Source organism: Sphingomonas sp. AAP5 (assembly GCF_004354345.1).
Lineage (GTDB): Bacteria > Pseudomonadota > Alphaproteobacteria > Sphingomonadales > Sphingomonadaceae > Sphingomonas > Sphingomonas glacialis.
On record NZ_CP037913.1, the window covers coordinates 3,262,839 to 3,280,179 of the forward strand.

19 protein-coding genes and 1 tRNA gene are annotated in these 17,341 nt (G+C 67.0%); 4 read left to right on the top strand and 16 right to left on the bottom strand.

Annotation, left to right across the window (positions count from 1 at the left end):
- The first annotated feature begins 60 nt into the window (after positions 1–60).
- Together E2E30_RS15030 and E2E30_RS15035 are read left to right on the top strand one after the other, a co-directional pair.
- Positions 61–741 carry a YggS family pyridoxal phosphate-dependent enzyme gene (locus tag E2E30_RS15030; RefSeq protein WP_133191116.1) on the top strand — a complete coding sequence of 227 codons (681 nt, stop codon included), beginning with the start codon at positions 61–63 and terminating at the stop codon, positions 739–741.
- Positions 738–1,400 (top strand): HAD family hydrolase, encoded by a 663-nt coding sequence (locus tag E2E30_RS15035; RefSeq protein ID WP_133191118.1) that lies wholly within the window; start codon positions 738–740, stop codon positions 1,398–1,400. The genes E2E30_RS15030 and E2E30_RS15035 overlap by 4 nt, the downstream gene beginning before the upstream one ends.
- On the opposite strand, the gene ribA is transcribed toward E2E30_RS15035, so the two are convergent.
- The 4 genes from ribA to E2E30_RS15055 all read right to left on the bottom strand — a co-directional run bounded on the left by ribA (position 1,397) and on the right by E2E30_RS15055 (position 6,505).
- The gene (gene ribA, locus E2E30_RS15040; RefSeq protein ID WP_133191120.1) at positions 1,397–2,473 is read right to left on the bottom strand and encodes a GTP cyclohydrolase II; all 1,077 of its coding nucleotides are present in this window, start codon (positions 2,471–2,473) and stop codon (positions 1,397–1,399) included. The genes E2E30_RS15035 and ribA overlap by 4 nt on opposite strands.
- On the bottom strand, positions 2,470–3,264 hold the full coding sequence (locus E2E30_RS15045; protein WP_133191122.1) for an exodeoxyribonuclease III: 795 nt from the start codon (positions 3,262–3,264) through the stop codon (positions 2,470–2,472). The genes ribA and E2E30_RS15045 overlap by 4 nt, the downstream gene beginning before the upstream one ends.
- A gap of 237 nt (positions 3,265–3,501) precedes the next feature.
- Positions 3,502–4,113 carry a LolA family protein gene (locus tag E2E30_RS15050; protein ID WP_133191124.1) on the bottom strand — a complete coding sequence of 204 codons (612 nt, stop codon included), beginning with the start codon at positions 4,111–4,113 and terminating at the stop codon, positions 3,502–3,504.
- Positions 4,114–4,192: 79 nt separating this feature from the next.
- Entirely contained in the window at positions 4,193–6,505 is a 2,313-nt protein-coding gene (locus E2E30_RS15055; protein ID WP_133191126.1) for an FtsK/SpoIIIE family DNA translocase, read from the bottom strand.
- A gap of 114 nt (positions 6,506–6,619) precedes the next feature.
- Between E2E30_RS15055 and E2E30_RS15060 the strand changes: the two genes are divergently transcribed.
- Entirely contained in the window at positions 6,620–7,837 is a 1,218-nt protein-coding gene (locus tag E2E30_RS15060) for a UbiH/UbiF/VisC/COQ6 family ubiquinone biosynthesis hydroxylase (RefSeq protein ID WP_133191128.1), read from the top strand.
- Between the two features lie 332 nt (positions 7,838–8,169).
- On the opposite strand, the gene E2E30_RS15065 is transcribed toward E2E30_RS15060, so the two are convergent.
- Genes E2E30_RS15065 through E2E30_RS15075 form a run of 3 tightly spaced genes read right to left on the bottom strand, consistent with a single transcriptional unit; the run spans position 8,170 to position 9,886 of the window.
- A complete protein-coding gene (locus tag E2E30_RS15065; RefSeq protein ID WP_133191130.1) occupies positions 8,170–8,370 on the bottom strand; it encodes a hypothetical protein in 201 nt (66 codons plus the stop codon).
- Positions 8,367–8,993 carry an LON peptidase substrate-binding domain-containing protein gene (locus E2E30_RS15070; RefSeq protein ID WP_133191132.1) on the bottom strand — a complete coding sequence of 209 codons (627 nt, stop codon included), beginning with the start codon at positions 8,991–8,993 and terminating at the stop codon, positions 8,367–8,369. The genes E2E30_RS15065 and E2E30_RS15070 overlap by 4 nt, the downstream gene beginning before the upstream one ends.
- Positions 8,990–9,886, bottom strand: a complete 897-nt coding sequence (locus E2E30_RS15075; protein WP_133191134.1) for a tetratricopeptide repeat protein — start codon at positions 9,884–9,886, stop codon at positions 8,990–8,992. Before E2E30_RS15075 ends, E2E30_RS15070 begins: the two co-directional genes overlap by 4 nt.
- A gap of 193 nt (positions 9,887–10,079) precedes the next feature.
- Between E2E30_RS15075 and E2E30_RS15080 the strand changes: the two genes are divergently transcribed.
- Positions 10,080–10,154: transfer RNA gene (locus tag E2E30_RS15080), tRNA-Gly, on the top strand.
- Positions 10,155–10,614: 460 nt separating this feature from the next.
- Here the strand turns inward: E2E30_RS15080 and E2E30_RS15085 are convergent.
- From E2E30_RS15085 to E2E30_RS15125, 9 genes are read right to left on the bottom strand one after another with little or no spacing between them, the layout of a single operon-like run.
- Positions 10,615–11,988: a cytochrome P450 gene (locus E2E30_RS15085; protein WP_133191136.1), complete on the bottom strand. Its 1,374-nt coding sequence runs from the start codon at positions 11,986–11,988 to the stop codon at positions 10,615–10,617.
- A 58-nt stretch (positions 11,989–12,046) separates the two neighbouring features.
- Positions 12,047–12,499, bottom strand: a complete 453-nt coding sequence (locus E2E30_RS15090) for a hypothetical protein (protein WP_133191138.1) — start codon at positions 12,497–12,499, stop codon at positions 12,047–12,049.
- Positions 12,496–13,035, bottom strand: coding sequence for a GNAT family N-acetyltransferase (locus E2E30_RS15095; RefSeq protein ID WP_240698956.1), 540 nt, complete (start codon positions 13,033–13,035; stop codon positions 12,496–12,498). Before E2E30_RS15095 ends, E2E30_RS15090 begins: the two co-directional genes overlap by 4 nt.
- Positions 13,036–13,043: 8 nt before the next feature.
- Positions 13,044–13,463 (bottom strand): 6,7-dimethyl-8-ribityllumazine synthase, encoded by a 420-nt coding sequence (gene ribH / locus E2E30_RS15100; RefSeq protein ID WP_133191142.1) that lies wholly within the window; start codon positions 13,461–13,463, stop codon positions 13,044–13,046.
- Positions 13,463–14,611: a 3,4-dihydroxy-2-butanone-4-phosphate synthase gene (gene ribB / locus E2E30_RS15105; protein ID WP_416194477.1), complete on the bottom strand. Its 1,149-nt coding sequence runs from the start codon at positions 14,609–14,611 to the stop codon at positions 13,463–13,465. Before ribB ends, ribH begins: the two co-directional genes overlap by 1 nt.
- Entirely contained in the window at positions 14,598–15,221 is a 624-nt protein-coding gene (locus tag E2E30_RS15110; RefSeq protein ID WP_133191146.1) for a riboflavin synthase, read from the bottom strand. The genes ribB and E2E30_RS15110 overlap by 14 nt, the downstream gene beginning before the upstream one ends.
- A 3-nt stretch (positions 15,222–15,224) precedes the next feature.
- Positions 15,225–16,196, bottom strand: a complete 972-nt coding sequence (gene ribD / locus E2E30_RS15115; protein WP_133192133.1) for a bifunctional diaminohydroxyphosphoribosylaminopyrimidine deaminase/5-amino-6-(5-phosphoribosylamino)uracil reductase RibD — start codon at positions 16,194–16,196, stop codon at positions 15,225–15,227.
- A 32-nt stretch (positions 16,197–16,228) separates the two neighbouring features.
- A complete protein-coding gene (locus E2E30_RS15120) occupies positions 16,229–16,579 on the bottom strand; it encodes a hypothetical protein (protein WP_133191148.1) in 351 nt (116 codons plus the stop codon).
- Between the two features lie 60 nt (positions 16,580–16,639).
- A complete protein-coding gene (locus tag E2E30_RS15125; protein WP_133191150.1) occupies positions 16,640–17,308 on the bottom strand; it encodes an energy transducer TonB in 669 nt (222 codons plus the stop codon).
- Positions 17,309–17,341 lie beyond the last annotated feature (33 nt).

The following is a 17,341-nucleotide window of genomic DNA, read 5'->3' on the forward strand; positions in this document are numbered from 1 at the left end:
GTGGGACGATTGCGGCATATGGGGTGACGCAGGGGCATAGTCGCGCCTATAGCGCCGCCAATGTCCACCGACGACCCCACCGCCGCCCCTGCCGCTGCGCTCGCCGCCGTCCAGGCCGTGATCGCCCATGCCGCCGCGCTTGCCGACCGCAAACCCGAGTCGGTCACGCTGATCGCCGTCTCAAAGACCAAGCCCGCCGAAGCGATCGAGCCCTTGCTCATCGCCGGCCAGCGCGCGTTCGGCGAGAATCGCGTGCAGGAAGCGCAGGCCAAATGGCCCGCGCTGCGTGATGCCTATCCGGGTGTCGCGCTCCATCTCGTCGGGCAGCTGCAATCGAACAAGGCGGAGGACGCCGTCGGCCTGTTCGATGTGATCCATTCGGTCGACCGCCCTTCGCTCGTCACCGCGCTTGGCCGCGCGATGGACAAGCGCGACCGCCGGCCCGACTGCTTCCTTCAGGTCGACATCGGCGACGAGCCGCAAAAGGGCGGCTGTCCGATCGCGGGCCTCCCCGCCTTGCTCGCCGAAGCGCGCGCAGCGGCATTGCCGATCCTCGGGCTGATGGCGGTCCCACCGCTCGAAACCGAGGCCGCCCCCTATTTCGCGCTACTCGCCAAGATCGCGCGCGACCACGGTCTCGATGCGCTCAGCATGGGCATGTCGGGCGATTACGAAACCGCGGTGATGCTTGGCGCGACGCATGTCCGCGTCGGCACCGCTCTGTTTGGAAGCCGGGCATGACCTTCGATGCGATCATCTTCGATTTCGACGGCGTGCTGATCGAAAGCGAAGCGGTCGGCAACCGCCAGATCGCCGACTATCTGACGAGCATCGGCCATCCCACCACGGCGGCCGACTCGTTCGCCAATTTCATGGGCCTGTCGGGCGCGTCGTTCATCGGCGCGGTCGAGCGCTGGATCGGGCGCACGCTTCCCGACGATTTCCACACCGCGCGCCGCGCCGAAGACGATCGCGTGATGCGCGAGGGGATCGACGCGGTCGAAGGGGCGGTGCAGTTCATTCTCGACTTGCCGCCCACGCAGCCCAAGGCGATTGCCTCGTCGAGCTCGACCGCATGGATCGCGCGGCATCTCGAGCATATCGGCCTGCGGGATGCATTCGGCGACCGCTTGTTCTCGGGCAAGGAACATGTCGTCAACGGCAAGCCCGCACCCGACATCTATCTCCATGCCGCCGCCGCACTCGGCGTCGACATCGCGCGCTGTGTGATCGTCGAGGATTCGCCCGTCGGGGCGACCGGCGCGGTCGCCTCGGGGGCGCATGTCATCGGCTTCGTCGGCGGCACGCATTGCGGCCCCGATCATGCCGACAAGCTGCGCGCGATCGGGGTGCACGACGTGGCGGGCGACTTCGCGACGATCCGGCGCCTTATCGCCTAGAACTGATGCCCCGTCCGGTCGCGCTTGGTCGCGAGATAGCGCTCGTTGTGCGGGTTGGCCGGGAGGAAATGCGGCACGCGCTCGACCACGCGGATCCCTGCGCCCTCGAGTTGTGCGACCTTCTGCGGATTGTTGGTCAGCAGCCGTACCGAGGTCTGCCCGAGCAATGCGAGCATCCGTGCCGCGACGGCAAAGTTGCGCGAATCGACCGCAAAGCCGAGCCGCGTATTGGCGTCGACCGTGTCGAACCCCTGATCCTGCAGCGCATAGGCGCGGAGCTTGTTGATCAGCCCGATCCCGCGTCCTTCCTGGCGCAGGTAGAGCACGATCCCCCATCCGCTCACGGCAATCGCGTCGATCGCAGCGTGGAGTTGTGGCCCGCAGTCGCATTTGAGGCTGCCGAGCATGTCGCCGGTCAAACACTCGCTGTGCAGCCGCACGAGCGGCGGGCGGCCGTCGGGCTTGCCGATCAGCAGCGCGATATGCTCGCCGGGCATTTCCGGCGTCCGGAACGCGACGATCTCGGCATCTTCGGCGCCGACGACGGGGAGATGCGCGCGCGTCGCGATGGTGAGCCGCGCGGCGTCCTCATGCGCGTCGATATCGCCCGGTGTCAGCACCAGTGCGGCCGATTCGCCCGCGCGCGCAAAGAACGCCGGCAGCACGCCGCCAATCCGCGCGAGGCGTAGCGCAGCGGCCCCTGCTTCGGTCTCTGCGAGGTGGATCGCGCGGAACGGTCCCTTCATCGGCGTGTCGAGATCGAATTGCGGGTCGGCAAGCGCGGTCGCCATCGCAAAGTCGATCCACGGCACGCGCTCGACCAGAACCGGCGCATCGGGTGCTGCCGCCTCGAGCTGGTTGGCGAGCTTGAGCGTCGCCGAGCGGCCCGCCGAGAGCAAGAGCGGCGCGCTTGCGTCCGGATCGAACGCGGCAAGCCGCGGTGGATCGGCGGTCTCGATCGGCAGCAGCGCAAGCGTGCCATCGGCACCCGCGATCGCGACGGGCCAGCCGCGCCGCAACGCATCGATTGCGAGCGCGGTCTTGTGCGCGTCGCCAGGAATGGAAGCGCTCATATCGCGAACTCGGTCATGATCGGCACATGGTCGGAGGGTTTGAGCCAACTGCGGCATTCCTCATAGACATGGTGCCGCGTCGCCTTGGCCGCAACATCGGCGGTCGCCCACATATGGTCGAGCCGCCGGCCGCGATCGTTGAGCGTCCAGTCGGCCGAGCGGTAGCTCCACCACGTATGCAGTCGCGCCGGTGCCGGGAAGAAATGGCGCCCGAGATCGACCCAGCTGTTCGACGCCTTGAGCCGGTCGATCGCCGCGACCTCGATCGGCGTATGGCTGACGGTCTTGAGCAATTGCTTATGGCTCCACACGTCCGATTCGAGCGGGGCGATGTTGAGATCGCCGACGAGCACCGTCGGCACGGTCAGCCCCTGCGACCACTGCGTCATCCGCTCGAGAAAATCGAGCTTCTGGCCGAATTTGGGGTTCACCGCGCGATCGGGCACGTCGCCGCCGGCGGGCACATAGACATTCTCGATCCGCAGCCCCGATTCGAGCCGCACGCCGACATGGCGTGCTTCCTGATTGGCTTGCCAGTCGAAGCGGTCATCCTCGACCAGCGGGACCTTCGACACGATCGCGACGCCGTGGTGCATCTTCTGCCCGTGGAGCACGATGTGGGTGTAGCCGAGCGCGCGGAAGCTGTCGGTCGGGAAATCCTGATCGACCACCTTGGTTTCCTGCAGACACAGGATGTCGGGGGCCATCTCGCGCAGGAATTGTTCGACGATGTCGAGGCGGAAGCGGACCGAATTGATGTTCCACGATACGATCTTGAGCGGTGTCGTCATGCGAGCGCTGTAGCCATCGTGACCGTCCCACGCCACCCGCCGCTACCCGACGCCAATACCGGATATGGAAAGGCCCTCGCTCCGGGGGCATGGAGCGAGGGCCGACCTAGCGTTCGTCACGCAGGCGGGAAGCAAGGGTCCGGGCAACAGGGGGAAAAATCCCGGTAGCACCTCGCATCCGCAAGACCGCATTACCGCTGCAAACCTGTCGCCAATATGAACCGATCCTAGCGCAGGTTATTTTCTTCCCGAAGCTGGCGTCGGATCGCGCCATTGGAACGCCGAGTTGCTGACGGGCGCGTTGAAACGCTGGTTCGACAGCCGAATCGTCGTGCGGTTGTTCTGCGAATCGAGCGCGACCCAGCCCTGCAGCATCAGCCCGCCCGGCGCGGTCGCATTGCGCACGAACACAAGGCTGATCCGGCCATATTCGGGATGCTTGGGGTCGGCGGCATCGACCGCGACCGTCTCGGGATTGCCGGTCGGCACCACGCTCGCGATCCCGCGCATGTCACGCGACGGATCGAGCAGGATGCCGAGCGGCGACCCGCCGATCGGCCAGCGCTGCTTCTGGCCGACCGAGTAATCGAGAAACCAGAGCGACTTGCCGTCGCCGACGATGAGGATCGGCACGCCCTTTTCATATTGGAAGCGGATCTTGCCGGGCTTCTTGAGCGTCAACACGCCGGTCAGCACCTTGCCGCCGCGATCGGTCTGCGTGAACGATGCAGTCATGCTCTCGACCGACTGGAGATGCTTTTGCACCAGCGACAAGTCGGCGACGGGCGCGGCCGAGACAAGCGCCGGCGCGGCGAGCGCGGCAAGAAGCGTTGGGTAACGAAGGGACACGAATATTCTCCTGACGCCGCCGCTTAAGCCCGAGGCGGCTTGAACCCGCTCTGAACCGAAGCCGGCACGCCCGGTTCCCTTACACCGGGTTCCCGTCGCGGTCGCGCAGCACTTCGCGGCGCCCGACATGGTCGGGGCGACCGACGATGCCGTCCTTCTCCATCCGCTCGATCAGCCGCGCCGCGCTGTTGTAGCCGACACGCAACTGGCGCTGCAGCCAAGACGTCGAGGCCTTCTGGCTTTCGACGACGAGCTGGATCGCGGTGCGATATTGCTGGTCCTCGGCGGTATCCTCGCCGGTCGGCGCGCCGTCCATCGCGAAGCCGTCCTCGGGCTCCTCGGTGATCGCCTGGTTGTAATCGGGCTGCCCCTGCGCGCGCCAGTGATCGGTGACGGCGCGCACTTCGTCGTCCGACACGAACGGGCCGTGGACGCGGACGATGCCCTTGCCGCCGGGCATGTAGAGCATGTCGCCCTTGCCGAGCAGCTGTTCGGCGCCCTGTTCGCCCAGAATCGTGCGCGAATCGATCTTCGAGGTGACATGGAAGCTGATTCGCGTCGGCAGGTTGGCCTTGATCACGCCGGTGATGACGTCGACCGATGGACGCTGCGTCGCCATGATCAGATGGATGCCTGCCGCGCGCGCCTTCTGCGCGAGCCGCTGGATCAGGAATTCGACTTCCTTGCCCGCGGTCATCATCAGATCGGCGAGCTCGTCGATGATCACGACGATCTGCGGCAGCACCTGATAATCGAGCGTCTCTTCCTCGTAGATCGGCGCGCCGGTGCCCGGCTCATACCCAGTCTGCACCTTGCGCCCGAGCGGCTGGCCCTTGGCCTTGGCCGCGCGCACCTTGTCGTTGAAGCTCGCCAGCGACCGCACGCCGAGCGAGGACATCTGGCGATAGCGGTCCTCCATCTGCTCGACGGTCCATTTCAGCGCGCGCACCGCCTTCGACGGATCGGTCACGACCGGCGCGTAGAGATGCGGGATGTCCTCGTACATGCTCAATTCGAGCATCTTGGGATCGATCATGATCATCCGGCACTCTTCGGGCTTGAGCCGATAGAGCAGCGACAGAATCATGCAGTTGAGCCCGACCGACTTGCCCGAGCCGGTGGTGCCCGCGACGAGCAGATGCGGCATCGGCGCGAGATCGGCGATGACGGGATCGCCCGCGATATTCTTGCCGAGCACCAGCGACAGCGAGCCCGGCTGGTCGTCGAGCGAATCGATCAGCTCGCGCAGGCCCACCGTCTCGCGCTTGGCGTTCGGGAGCTCGATACCGATCACGGTGCGCCCCGGGATCGTCGCGACTCGCGCCGACACCGCCGACATGTTGCGCGCGATATCGTCGGCGAGCTGGATCACGCGGCTCGCCTTGATGCCGGGTGCGGGTTCGAGCTCGTACATCGTCACGACCGGGCCGGGCCGCACGTTGATGATCGATCCCTTGACGTGGAAGTCGCTCAGCACCGTCTCGAGCAGCCGCGCATTGCGATCGAGCGCGACCTTGTCGACCGGCCCGCCGATCGCCGGCGGCGACGGGTTGAGCAGGTCGAGCGAGGGCAAGGTCGACTTGTCGCCGAAATCCATCGAGGTCTGCTTCGCGCGTGGCTTGGCCAGCGTCACCGGCGTCATCGCGCGGTCGGCGATCACCGGGCCGGGGCGGACATCGGGGCTCGCAAGCGCACGCGGCATCGACAGCTTGCGCGGGGTCGGCTCGGGCGCGAAGACTTCGTCGTCCGTCTCCTCGCCACGGTCGCGCCGCTGATCGGTCAGCCGCTTGGGTTCACGCGCGATCCGCGGCGCACGCTCGCTGACGTCGATCGTGAAGCTGTACGCCCAGAGCGCGAGCCCGGCGAACCCGAGCACCACCGCGATCCCGCGCGTCGTCCACAACACCGCGTTGGGATTGGGCAGCAGGCCAATCAACGCGCGCAGCACGTCGGCCAGCCCGAGCCCGACCGCGCCGCCATAACCCGCCGGCAGCACTTGCACCGCCGCCGCCCAGATCAGCGCGAACGCCGTCCCGATCAACGCGACACCGCCAAGCGATGCGCCAAACATCAACCGCCAACGCCCGACCGGAACGCCGCGCCACAGCCGCAGCGCGACCAGCACTGCCGTCGGCAACACCAACAGGAAGCCGGGTCCCAGCAGCCAGAATGCGCCATCGGCGACCAGCGCGCCCGGCTTGCCGAGCCAGTTGCGCGCGGCGGCGCCCGAGGCGGTGTTGAGCGACGGGTCGCTCGCATGATAGCTCGCGACTGCGACGACGAGCAAAACGACCAGCACGACGAGCGTGATCGCGGCGAGCAATGCGCCGCTGCGCACGGCGCCGGCCTTGACGGTCTCACGCCATAAGGGTGGCTGCGCGCGGCTCGCCATGATCTCTTGTCCCGATGTTCGCTGTCTGTGCTGCGGATTCATCGCGCGCGGCGGCTCCGCCGTCAAGACTTTGCGGGCTGGCGAGCGCCCGGCCGAGGCGCTACAGCAGCGCGTATGGATACAGCAGACGTCATCATCCTCGGCGGCGGACTCGTCGGCAGCGCGCTCGCCGTGGCGCTCGACACGCATGGACTCACCGCCATCGTCATCGACATTGCCGATCCCGCGGTGATTCTCGCCGCCGGTTTCGACGGGCGCGCCTCGGCGATCGCCGGTGCGCCGTGGCGGATGCTGCAAGCGATCGGCGTCGCCGACCGGCTCGCGCCCTTCGCGTGCCCGATCCAGGGGATTCGCGTCAGCGACGGGCTGGAACCCGGCGCGCTTGATTTCGAGCCCGAGCCGGGCGACGGCGCGCTCGGGCATATGGTCGAGAACCGCAAGCTGCGTGCAGCGCTGTTCGAAGCGGCGTCATCTGCCGCGAATGTCGACGTGCGGATGCAGACGCGCGCGGTCTCGATCGATCGCGGCGCGGCGGGCGTCACCATCACGCTCGATTCGGGAGCCGTCATCAAGGCCCCGCTGCTGATCGCCGCCGAGGGCCGCACTTCGCCGACGCGTGAAGCCGCAGGCCTGCGCGTCGCGCGCTGGACCTACGACAATGCCGCGATCGTCACATCGCTGCACCACGAACGCAGCCACGAGAATATCGCGTTCGAGATCTTCTACCCCGACGGCCCGTTCGCGATCCTGCCGCTCAACGACGACGAGCACGGGCATCGGTCGTGCATCGTCTGGTCGGTGACGCATGACCAGGCGCCGGGGATGATGAAGCTGTCCGATCGCGGCTGGCTCGCCGAGGCCGACAAGCGAATCGGCGGGTTTCTCGGCAAGCTCGGGCCGCTTGGCCATCGGATGAGCTATCCGCTCGGATTCCATCATGCCGCGAAGATCGTGTCCGACCGGCTCGCATTGGTCGGAGACGCTGCGCACGGCATCCATCCGATCGCGGGCCAAGGCGTCAATGTCGGCTTCCGCGACGTGGCGACGCTGGTCGAGGTGCTGGTCGAGGGCAAGCGCTCGGGGCTCGATCTCGGCGATCCGCAATTGCTCGCGCGCTATGATCGCTGGCGCAGCCTCGATACCTTGATGGTGTCGGTCGCGACCGATGGCCTGACGCGGCTGTTCGGCATTCCCGGAAAGACCGCCAATGCGGTGCGGCGGATGGGTTTGTCGGCGGTGCAGCGCGTACCGCCGCTCAAGCGCCGCTTCATCGCCGAGGCGCGCGGCGAGAGCGGGGATGTGCCGAAGTTGCTGCAGGGGATTACGGTCTAGCCTCTTCTGCGGCAACGCTCGCGGCAGCGTCGATTGGGTTCGCGCAGAGGCGCGGAAGACGCGGAGGATCGCGTTGCTAGGGTGCGCTCTATTAGAGTGCGCTTCCCCGGCGGAGGCCGGGGCCCGAGCCGCACGCTTCTTGGTCGCACGCTGCGCTCGATCAGTTAGGCCCTTCCGACTGGCCCCCGGCCTTCGCCGGGGAAGCGGTTTGGGGGAAAAGCGGGAAAGCAATTAGGGGAAGGTGTGGCCCCTACAACCCAAAGCGCATCATCTCTGCGTCCTCCGCGCCTCTGCGCGAACCATTCCACCAACGCCGACACGATCTCGCTAGATCAGTCGCGCCCACTCCGCACACTCGTCGGAGGCGCGCTTGGCGTCGCCGCGATCCGGTCGCTCTCGCTACCGATTCGCCGCTGCGTATCAATCTGCACGATCGCCGCGCCTTTCTTGGGGTCGAACAGCGTCGCGAAAAACATGCCCAGCATCATCGCAGCCCCACCGGCGCGGCCCTTGCGCTTCGCGGCATCCTTCATTGCAGCGTGACCGAATCCTCGCCGTCATGCCGACCGAAAAACTGCATCAGCTGGATGATTAGCTCGGCGCGATCCTCGATTCGCCCCGCCTCGAGCAGCGCTTGCTTCGCCGCCACGTCGAACGGCGCGATCTGCGCGATGCCGTTGACCAGCGCCTCGTCGTCGAGCCGCGTCACCGCATCCCAATCGACCGCATAGCCCTGCGCATCGGCAAAGGCGCGCGATTCGCTCTCGAGCGCCGAGCGGCGCGAGAGCGAGAGGATCTCGGGCTCGCTCGGACCCGGGATCAGCTCGGCCTCGACCTGGCGGAACGCCGTCGTCACGTCGAGTTCGCGCACGATGCGGAACAGCGACAGCCCCTCGAGGATGAGATTGTAGCGCCCGTCCTCGCTCGCCTCGAACTCGGCGATCTTGCCGACGCAGCCGATCTCGAACAGCGGTGGCTTGTCGGGCCGCGCCGGCACGTTGGGGCGCGGCTGGACCATGCCGATCCGCCGGTCACGTGCCATCGCGTCCGAGATCATCGCGCGATAGCGCGGCTCGAAGATGTGCAGCGGGAGATGCATGCCCGGAAACAGCAACGCGCCCGGCAGCGGGAAGATCGAGAGCCGCGTGATCGTCATCCGAACAGGATCGCCGAGAGCTTGCGCCGCTGCGCCGAGACCCACGGATCCTCGAGCCCAACGACCTCGAAGATCTTGAGCAATTGCGTCCGCGCGGCGCCCTCGTTCCATGTCCGGTCCGCCGCGATCATCGCGAGCAGCGTATCGGCCGCCGCATCGCGGTCGCCCGCCGCCATCTGGCCGCCAGCGAGCTCGAAGCGCTTGTCGAAATTCTCGGGGTTGGCCGCAACCTCGGCGGCGAGCGCGGCAAGATCATCGACCGGCTGCACTTCGCGCGCCAGCGCCAGCGCAGTGCGCGCACGCTCGATCTCGGGAAGCTTGGCGATCTCCTCGGGAAGCGCCGCGATCGCCGCCTCGGCCTCGTCGGTCTGCCCCGCGGCGACCAGCGCGCGCACCATGCCCGACAGCACCCCGGGATGCTCGGGCGCCATCTCGCTCAATTGCGCAAACACGCTCACTGCGCGCGCGGCATCGCCTTCGACGAGCACTTGCTCGCCCATCGCGATCAGCGGCTCGAGTTCGGCCTCGAGGCTCGCCGCCTCGCTTTCGAGCGGCAATTGCTTGAGCAGCTGGTCGAGCATCGTCCGCAGCTGCGTCTCGGTGCGCGCGGGCGTCAGGTCGGCGACGAGCTGCCCCTGGAACATCGCATAAACCGTCGGGATCGACTTGATCTGGAACTGCGCGGCGATGAACTGATTCTTGTCGGTGTCGATCTTGGCGAGCAGCACACCCTTGTCGGCATAGGCCGCGGCGACCTTCTCGAGCAGCGGCGTCAGCGCCTTGCAAGGCCCGCACCACTCCGCCCAGAAATCGATCACGACGAGCTTGGTCATCGACGGCTCGACGACATCGCGGCGGAAGCTCTCCACCGCGTCGCGTTCTGCAGCGCTCATTCCCAGGGTGGCCAAGTGTCGCTCCAATCTTGTGTGCTGTGCGCCTTATGTGGGCGCTCAGCGTACGAAGCCAACCCTTTTATCAAACGATCTGCACGCAATCGCGATAAGGGGTTGCCGAGTATGAAAGTCGCTGTTAGAGCCCGCCACCTTACCCGCCCAGTCAACGACTGATTGGGCCGTAAACGCCAGAGCGGGCGTAGCTCAGGGGTAGAGCACAACCTTGCCAAGGTTGGGGTCGAGGGTTCGAATCCCTTCGCCCGCTCCAGTTTTCCTTTAGGGAAGACATGATCACAGGCCTTCGGGCCTGTTTTCGTTTCAGCCTAGATTTTAGATGAACCGGAGGTTTTCGTCCGGCGCGTCAGTAGACAATGTGCGTCGCTCTCTGATGCGCTTACGGCTAGGCCGGCATCGGTTTGGCGTCACGCGGGACGACACAGGGCCGGGCGCGCGCTGGTCGCGGCGAATCAGCAGTTAGTGCGAGACGCGCAGTCGAAATGGGCCTCCCACCACGCCGTGCCGGCCCCAGGCGATGCCGTCGCCTCGTCCTGAGGCAATCGTCGGAGATTGCGGTCTGCCGCGCCTGGTCGTGCCGTTCCGGCCAATCACGGGCATACCACGACGATACGGTGATCGGGACACTGTCGCGTCGCGCCCGTGCAGCCGATCGCGATTGGGGTCGAACGCCCTCCGGCTCGACGGACTAGCGGGCGCTCAATCGCCCCACCTTACCCCAGCGGCACAAACCGCAACGGCAACCCATCCTTCGGTCGCGGGATCGGCCAGGCCTGCCACACATCACCCGCCCCGGCATCGAGCTCAATGCGATAGCGGCTAAGCAGATGCGCGATGAGGATGCGGATCTGCATCGTCGCGAAATGCAGCCCCAGACACATATGTGCGCCGCCGCCAAACGGGACCCACGCATATTTGTGCCGTGCGCGCACCGCATCGGGGGTGAAGCGCAGCGGATCGAAGCGCAGCGGATCGGGCCACAGGTCGGGCATGGTATGCGTATAGGCGACGCTCACGCTCACCGTCGTCCCCGCCGGGATATGAAAGCCGCCGAAATCGAACGGTTTCACCGCGCGGCGCGGCAAGGAGGGGACGGGCGGGATCAGCCGCAGCGATTCCTTGAACGCCATGTCGGTCAGCACCAGCCGATCGAGCTGGCCATACGGCAGCCCGCCTGCATCGTTGCGGCCGAGCTCGGCGATCTCGGCGCGCAGCTTCTCCTGCCATTCGGGGTTCCGCCCGAGCAGCATGACGAGGCTCGTCGCCGACGATGTGATCGTGTCGTGCGCCGCCATCATCAGGAAGTTCATGTGGTCGGCGATCGCATCGGCGGCGAGCGGCTGGCCATCATCGTCGGTCGCGCGGCAGAATTGCGAGAAGAAGTCCTGCCCCGCGCCTGCCCGCCGCGCCGGGATCTCGCGTTCGAACAGGTCGATCAGATAGGCCCGCGCGCGCACGCCCTTGCGCATCTGCGATCCCGGCAGCGGCACGCGGATCGGGGTGATCGAGGCCTGCACCTCATCGACGAACGCCTGGTTGATCCGCGTCGCCTCGGGGCCGAGCGGCATGCCGAGAAAGCTCTCGGCGGCGAGATCGAGCGTCAACTCCTTGATCGCATCATAGAAGCGCATCGGCTGGTTGCCCCAGTCCGCCACGGTGCGCGCGATGCCGATGTCGAGCGTCTCGGCATAATGCCGCATCGGCTCGGGCTTGAACGCGACCGACATCACGCGGCGGTCGGCGCGGTGCTTGTCGAAATCCATCAACATCAACCCGCGCGGGAACAGCAGGTTCAGCAACGGCCCCCAGCCCTGCTCCGACGAGAAGACGCGGTCGCGGTCGAACAGGACGAGTTCGTTGGCCTCGGGACCGATCAAGCTGACGGTCGGCCCGCCAAACGCATTGTTGCGGAACACCGGGCCATAACTGTCGATCATGTGGCGCCCGAAGCGCACCGGATCCTTGAGCATTCGGAAGGTGTTGCCGACAAAGGGCAGCCCGTCCTCGCCGGGAATGTCGCGAATGGCGGTGCTCTTCTGCCGCGGCAGCCAATGCGGATTGGCTTTGAAGGTATGGGCGTAGGGCATCGTCGCGCTCCTGCTTACTGACATCGGTATAAGTAAGGAGTCGAGCGCTGGGAAGAGCTTAGCGCGCCGGCTCCTCGCCGAGCGAGTCGAGCCAGCGGGTGACCAGGCTGGTGCGGCTGCTCGAGATCGCGCCCGCCGGCACGACCACGACCACGATGATCGGCAGCAGCCATTCGAGATCGATCAGCGCCACCAGCAGCAGGACGAGCATCACGCCGATGCTCAGCAGACCCAGCGCGGCGATGCGGCGCTCGCCTGTGGACGACAGCGCAATCACGCGCGGCCCCTTGCGGTCCCAATTCGGCGAGGTTGTCAGCAACCGTCGGCCCTGCGCATCGCGGACCCGGAACAGCGCGGCAACGAGCGGCGCGCCGAGCGCGTCACCCGGCGCGATCAAGTCCGCGCGACGCTGCGGCGGCGCGTCCGGCGCTTGCGTGGCCCAAGTGTCGATCGTGAGGAGCCGCCCGTCGCGCTCGACGATCTTGTAGCGCGGGGGCGGCGGCTTGCTCATCTGCCGCGGTGCGCGCGCCACTCGGCCGCGCTCTGGCCCCACGCGTCGACGCGGTAGCCATCGAGCGGTGCTGGCAAGCGTGTCGGCCCACGGTTGGCCGAGCCCAGCCGCTCGGCGAGCCGGATCGAGCGGATATTATCGGGTGCGATCGTGTGGATCACGTCGCTCCAGCCAAGACTGTCGAACGCAAAGTCGATCGCAGCGACCGCGGCTTCATGCGCATAGCCCTTGCCCGCAAAACCGCTGGCGACGCCCCAGCCGACTTCGGTGCCGGGCCAGCCCTCGGGCTGCCACGGGCCGATCCGCCCGACCCAGGCGCCCGAATCGCGTTCGATCACCGAGAACATCGAGAAGCCGCGCGTCATCCACGCACCGGCGCGCACCGAAAAGTCGCGCCACGCGACCGCGCGTGGCATCGCGCCGCCGAGATGCGCCATCGTCTCGCCATCGGCGGCGAAGGCGGCATAGGCCTCGAAATCCGCGGGCTCGGGGAGCCGCAGGATCAGCCGGTCGGTGAACAGGATCGGCCCGCTCACCACCAGGGTCAGCCGAAGCGCGCCTTCAGCGACATCATAGCGAGCACCGCCTTGGCCGCTTCGCCACCCTTGTCCTTCTCGGACTTGCGCGCGCGCGTGAGCGCCTGCGCTTCGTCCTCGGTGGTGAGGATGCCGTTGCCGATCGCGAGGCCGTCCATCGACAGCGCCATCAGCCCGCGGGCGCTCTCGCCCGCGACGATCTCGAAATGATACGTCTCGCCACGGATCACGACACCCAGCGCTACGAAGCCGTCATACAGCCCGCTTTCGGCCGCGAGCGCGACCGCGCCGGGGATTTCGAGTGCGCCGGGGACGGTGATCGTCTCGTGCTTGTGCCCCGCCGCCTCGATCGCGGCGCGGGCGCCTTCGAGCAGCAGGTCGTTGAGATGGTCGTAGAAGCGCGCTTCGACGATGAGCAATTTGGCCATTATTCGCCCCCAGTACCCGGAATGGCGCGCTCGGCGACGATCGACAGGCCATAGCCTTCGAGGCCGACCAGCGCGTGATGCGTATTGGTGAGCAGCACCATTTCCTCGACGCCAAGCTCGGCGAGGATCTGTGCGCCGACGCCGTAGTCGCGCAATTCCTCGACCTCGGGCGCGCCCGCGCCCTTGCCCTCGCCGCGCAGCTTGATGAAGCGCGTGATGCCATCGGCCATCTGGCGGTTGATCACGACGATCACACCGGTGCCTTCCTCGGCGATCAACTGCATCGACCCCGAGAGCAGGCCCGAACGCTCATTTTCCTCGCCGAACACGTCGACGAAGGTCGACAGCGTGTGCATCCGCACCAGCGTCGGCTTGGTCGGGTCGATCTTGCCCTTGACCAGTGCGATCGTCTCGTCGCCGGTCGCCTTGTTGTGGAAGGTCATCGCCTTCCACGTCCCGCCCCATTTCGACTCGAACGGCATTTCGGCGCGCTTCTCGACGAGATGGTCGTGGCGGCGGCGATACGCGATCAAGTCGCGGATCGTGCCGATCTTGAGATTGTGGAGCTGCGCGAACGAGACGAGATCGTCGAGGCGGCTCATCGTGCCGTCCTCGTTCATGATCTCGCAGATCACGCCCGACGGATTGAGCCCGGCAAGCCGCGAGACGTCGACTGCGGCCTCGGTATGCCCGGCGCGGACGAGCACGCCGCCGTCGCGCGCGACGAGCGGGAAGACGTGGCCCGGGGTGACGATCTCTTCCTTGCCCTTCGACGAATCGATCGCGACCGCGATGGTGCGCGCGCGGTCGGCGGCGGAAATGCCGGTGGTGACGCCGTCGCGCGCCTCGATCGAAGTGGTGAAGGCGGTTTCATGCCGCGTGCCGTTGTGGCGGCTCATCAAGCCGAGGCCGAGCTCGTCGACGCGCTTCTTGGTCATCGCGAGGCAGATCAGCCCGCGACCGTGCTTCGCCATGAAGTTGATCTTCTCTGGCGTCGCCATCTGTGCGGGGATGACGAGATCGCCCTCGTTCTCACGGTCCTCGTCGTCGACCAGGATGAACATCCGGCCGTTCTTGGCCTCGTCGATCAGTTCCTCGGGCGAGGACAGGAACCCATGGCGCAGGCGCGCAACTTCAGGCTTTTGCACGATAATGCTCCATGCGTTGCAGATAGCGGGCGAGGACGTCGATCTCGATATTGACGTGTGCGCCGGAATGAAGATCGCCCAGCGTGGTCATCGCCTGGGTGTGGGGAATGATGTTGATCGCGAAATGCGTCGTTCCGTCGGCCTGGTCGGCGACGCTGTTGACGGTCAGCGAGACGCCGTCGACAGTAATCGATCCCTTGGGTGCGACGAACGGCGCAAGCGCGGCCGGGACGGCGATGACGACCTTCCACGAATCGCCGTCGCTGCTCGTCTCGACGATCGACGCGATGCCGTCGACATGGCCGGTGACGATATGCCCGCCCAGTTCCTCGCCGAGCTTCAGCGCGCGTTCGAGGTTGAGCCGGCGACCGGAGGTCCATTGCGCGGCGGGGGTGCGCGACACGGTTTCCCCTGAAACATCGGCGGCGAACCAGCCCGACGCTCCGGGCGCGGACTTGTCGACGACGGTCAGGCACACGCCCGAACAGGCGATCGAGGCGCCGAGATCGACGTCCCCCATATCATAGCCGGTCGCGACGAAAATGCGCAGATCACCGCGCTCCTCGATCCGATCGATCGTGCCGATGTCGGTAATGATCCCGGTGAACATGGCCTACTCCCTGACGCGCTCGTAAACCTCGAGCCGGTCGCTGCCAAGGGTGCGCGCGTCGGTCATCGTCCAGCGGCCATGCGCCTCGGAAAGATCGGCGAGGCCGATGTCGGGCAAGGTCCGCCCGCCGCCAACGAGGATCGGCGCGCGATAGAGCAGCAAGCGGTCGACGAGGTCGGCGGCGAGGAAGGCGGCGGCGGTGGTCGGGCCGCCTTCGACGAGCATGGTGTCGATTCCTTCGAGCGTGCCGATCGCGTCTGGAGCCGCGAGATTTTCCCATGGCAACGCGCCGTCGGGCGCGGGATGATGCAGGTCGGACGTGCGCGACAGGATGAAGCGGCGCGGCGACCGGGCCTCGAGCCCGGGCAAGCGCACGTCGAGCGTCGGATCGTCGGCGTCGATCGTCGCGCGTCCGACCAGGATCGCGTCGTGGCGGGTGCGTTCGAGATGCGCGTGTGCGCGCGCCTGCGCCCCGGTGATCCACTGACTCGCGCCCGATCCCAGCGCGGTCGCGCCGTCGAGCGACAGCGCGAGCTTGAGCGTCACGGCGGGCCGGCCGTGCTGGCGTCGCATGAGGAAGCCGACCATCGCCGAGCGCGCGGCGGCGGCGCGCGCACCGAGATCGACCGCGATCCCCGCATCGCGCAACCGCGCCACGCCCGCACCATTGGTGCGCGGATCGGGATCGCCGAGCGCGACCACGACGCGCGCCACGCCCGCGAGTTGCAGGAGATCGCTGCACGCTGGCCCACGCGTCGAGACATGCGCGCAGGGTTCGAGCGTGGTGTAGACGGTTGCGCCGCGCGACTTTTCGCCGGCTTGCGCCAACGCCATCGCCTCGGCATGCGGGCGCCCGCCGGGCTGGGTCCAGCCGCGCCCGACGACGATGCCATCGGCGACGATAACGCAGCCGACATTGGGGTTGGGCGTGGTCCGCCCGCGTCCGCGCTCGCCGAGCGCGAGCGCTGCGCCCATCCAGCGCGTGTCGTCGAAAGCCGTGGCCACGCTCAGATCCCGTAGGCCTTGAGCCCGTCATTGACCTTCTTGAACTGCGCGCGGCGCTCGGCCTCGAGCCGCTTGAGTTCGTTGGCCTGGCGCGTCTGTTCGACGCCGTCGATCTTCTGCTGCGCGATGATCTCGGCATCTGTGCGGTCGGCGCGCCATTGCTGCACATAGATGATGTCGCGGTGATACGGCTTGGGCGGAATCTTCGATTCGTAGATGACGCCGACGACCATCACATAGGTCAGCGCCAGCGCCAGCCCCATGAAGCCGAGCTGATGCGGCCGCCGCGTCACGATATAGGTGCGCATATCGCGCCAGGCGCGCAGCGGGGAAATGTAGCGCAGGAAATTCATCGCCAAGAGATAGGCGCGACAGGGGAGCGATGCCAGCCCTGCCGCGCCCACCCGCTCCGGCTATTCTTCGTCGAGCACGAAGCGGACCGCCATCGTCTGCCACGCCTCGATCGCGACGCCGTCGCGCGTGCCCGGGGTGAAGCGCCATTTCTCGAGCGCGCGCTTGCGCGTCGCCTCGAAGAAGGCGGGGCTCGCCGCGCTGACTTGCTCGACTTGCTTCACGCGCCCGTCGGTACCGATCAGCACGCGCACGACGACGCGCCCCTCGTGCCCGGCAAGGCGCTCGTCGCTCGGATAGGTCGGCTGGAATGCGCCGAGATAGCGCGAGTCGAGTTTCGGGATGGTAATGACCGGCGCAGGCGGTTTGACGATCGTGCCGACATCACCCGTGCCGCCGGGAAACGGCTGAAGCGGCGGCGGATCGATGTGCAAGGCGATCTGTCCGCTCGGGACGCCCGGGGTCACCAGCTTGGTCAGGTCGATCGATTCGGGCGGCGGCTTGAGTGGCTGCGCGACATGCTGGATCTGCGAAACCGGTTTGGGTTCGGGCTTGGGCGGGGGTGGCGGATCGAGCGGGATGTTGGTCGCGGTGATCGTCGGGACGATATCGCGCACGAAATGCGGCGCGGTCAGCGAAAGCCCGAACAGCAACACGCCGCCGGCGCCGAGCGCGAAGGCGACTCCGCCGGGGTTGAGACCATGGCGGTTGGCATAACGATCTGCGTACATCGTCCCGTCTCCATCTGTGCCGTCCGATTCTAC

Bases quoted from the DNA above. Each gene is read 5' to 3' on its own strand.
- E2E30_RS15060 (WP_133191128.1), top strand. From the start codon at position 6,620: ATGGATACAGCAGACGTCATCATCCTCGGCGGCGGACTCGTCGGCAGC.
- E2E30_RS15075 (WP_133191134.1), bottom strand. From the start codon at position 9,886: ATGAGCGCTGCAGAACGCGACGCGGTGGAGAGCTTCCGCCGCGATGTC.
- E2E30_RS15055 (WP_133191126.1), bottom strand. From the start codon at position 6,505: ATGGCGAGCCGCGCGCAGCCACCCTTATGGCGTGAGACCGTCAAGGCC.
- E2E30_RS15045 (WP_133191122.1), bottom strand. From the start codon at position 3,264: ATGACGACACCGCTCAAGATCGTATCGTGGAACATCAATTCGGTCCGC.
- E2E30_RS15070 (WP_133191132.1), bottom strand. From the start codon at position 8,993: ATGACGATCACGCGGCTCTCGATCTTCCCGCTGCCGGGCGCGTTGCTG.
- E2E30_RS15065 (WP_133191130.1), bottom strand. From the start codon at position 8,370: ATGAAGGATGCCGCGAAGCGCAAGGGCCGCGCCGGTGGGGCTGCGATG.
- E2E30_RS15035 (WP_133191118.1), top strand. From the start codon at position 738: ATGACCTTCGATGCGATCATCTTCGATTTCGACGGCGTGCTGATCGAA.
- E2E30_RS15030 (WP_133191116.1), top strand. From the start codon at position 61: ATGTCCACCGACGACCCCACCGCCGCCCCTGCCGCTGCGCTCGCCGCC.
- E2E30_RS15090 (WP_133191138.1), bottom strand. From the start codon at position 12,499: ATGAGCAAGCCGCCGCCCCCGCGCTACAAGATCGTCGAGCGCGACGGG.
- ribH (WP_133191142.1), bottom strand. From the start codon at position 13,463: ATGGCCAAATTGCTCATCGTCGAAGCGCGCTTCTACGACCATCTCAAC.
- E2E30_RS15110 (WP_133191146.1), bottom strand. From the start codon at position 15,221: ATGTTCACCGGGATCATTACCGACATCGGCACGATCGATCGGATCGAG.
- E2E30_RS15125 (WP_133191150.1), bottom strand. From the start codon at position 17,308: ATGTACGCAGATCGTTATGCCAACCGCCATGGTCTCAACCCCGGCGGA.
- E2E30_RS15120 (WP_133191148.1), bottom strand. From the start codon at position 16,579: ATGAATTTCCTGCGCTACATTTCCCCGCTGCGCGCCTGGCGCGATATG.
- ribD (WP_133192133.1), bottom strand. From the start codon at position 16,196: ATGGGCGCAGCGCTCGCGCTCGGCGAGCGCGGACGCGGGCGGACCACG.
- E2E30_RS15085 (WP_133191136.1), bottom strand. From the start codon at position 11,988: ATGCCCTACGCCCATACCTTCAAAGCCAATCCGCATTGGCTGCCGCGG.
- ribA (WP_133191120.1), bottom strand. From the start codon at position 2,473: ATGAGCGCTTCCATTCCTGGCGACGCGCACAAGACCGCGCTCGCAATC.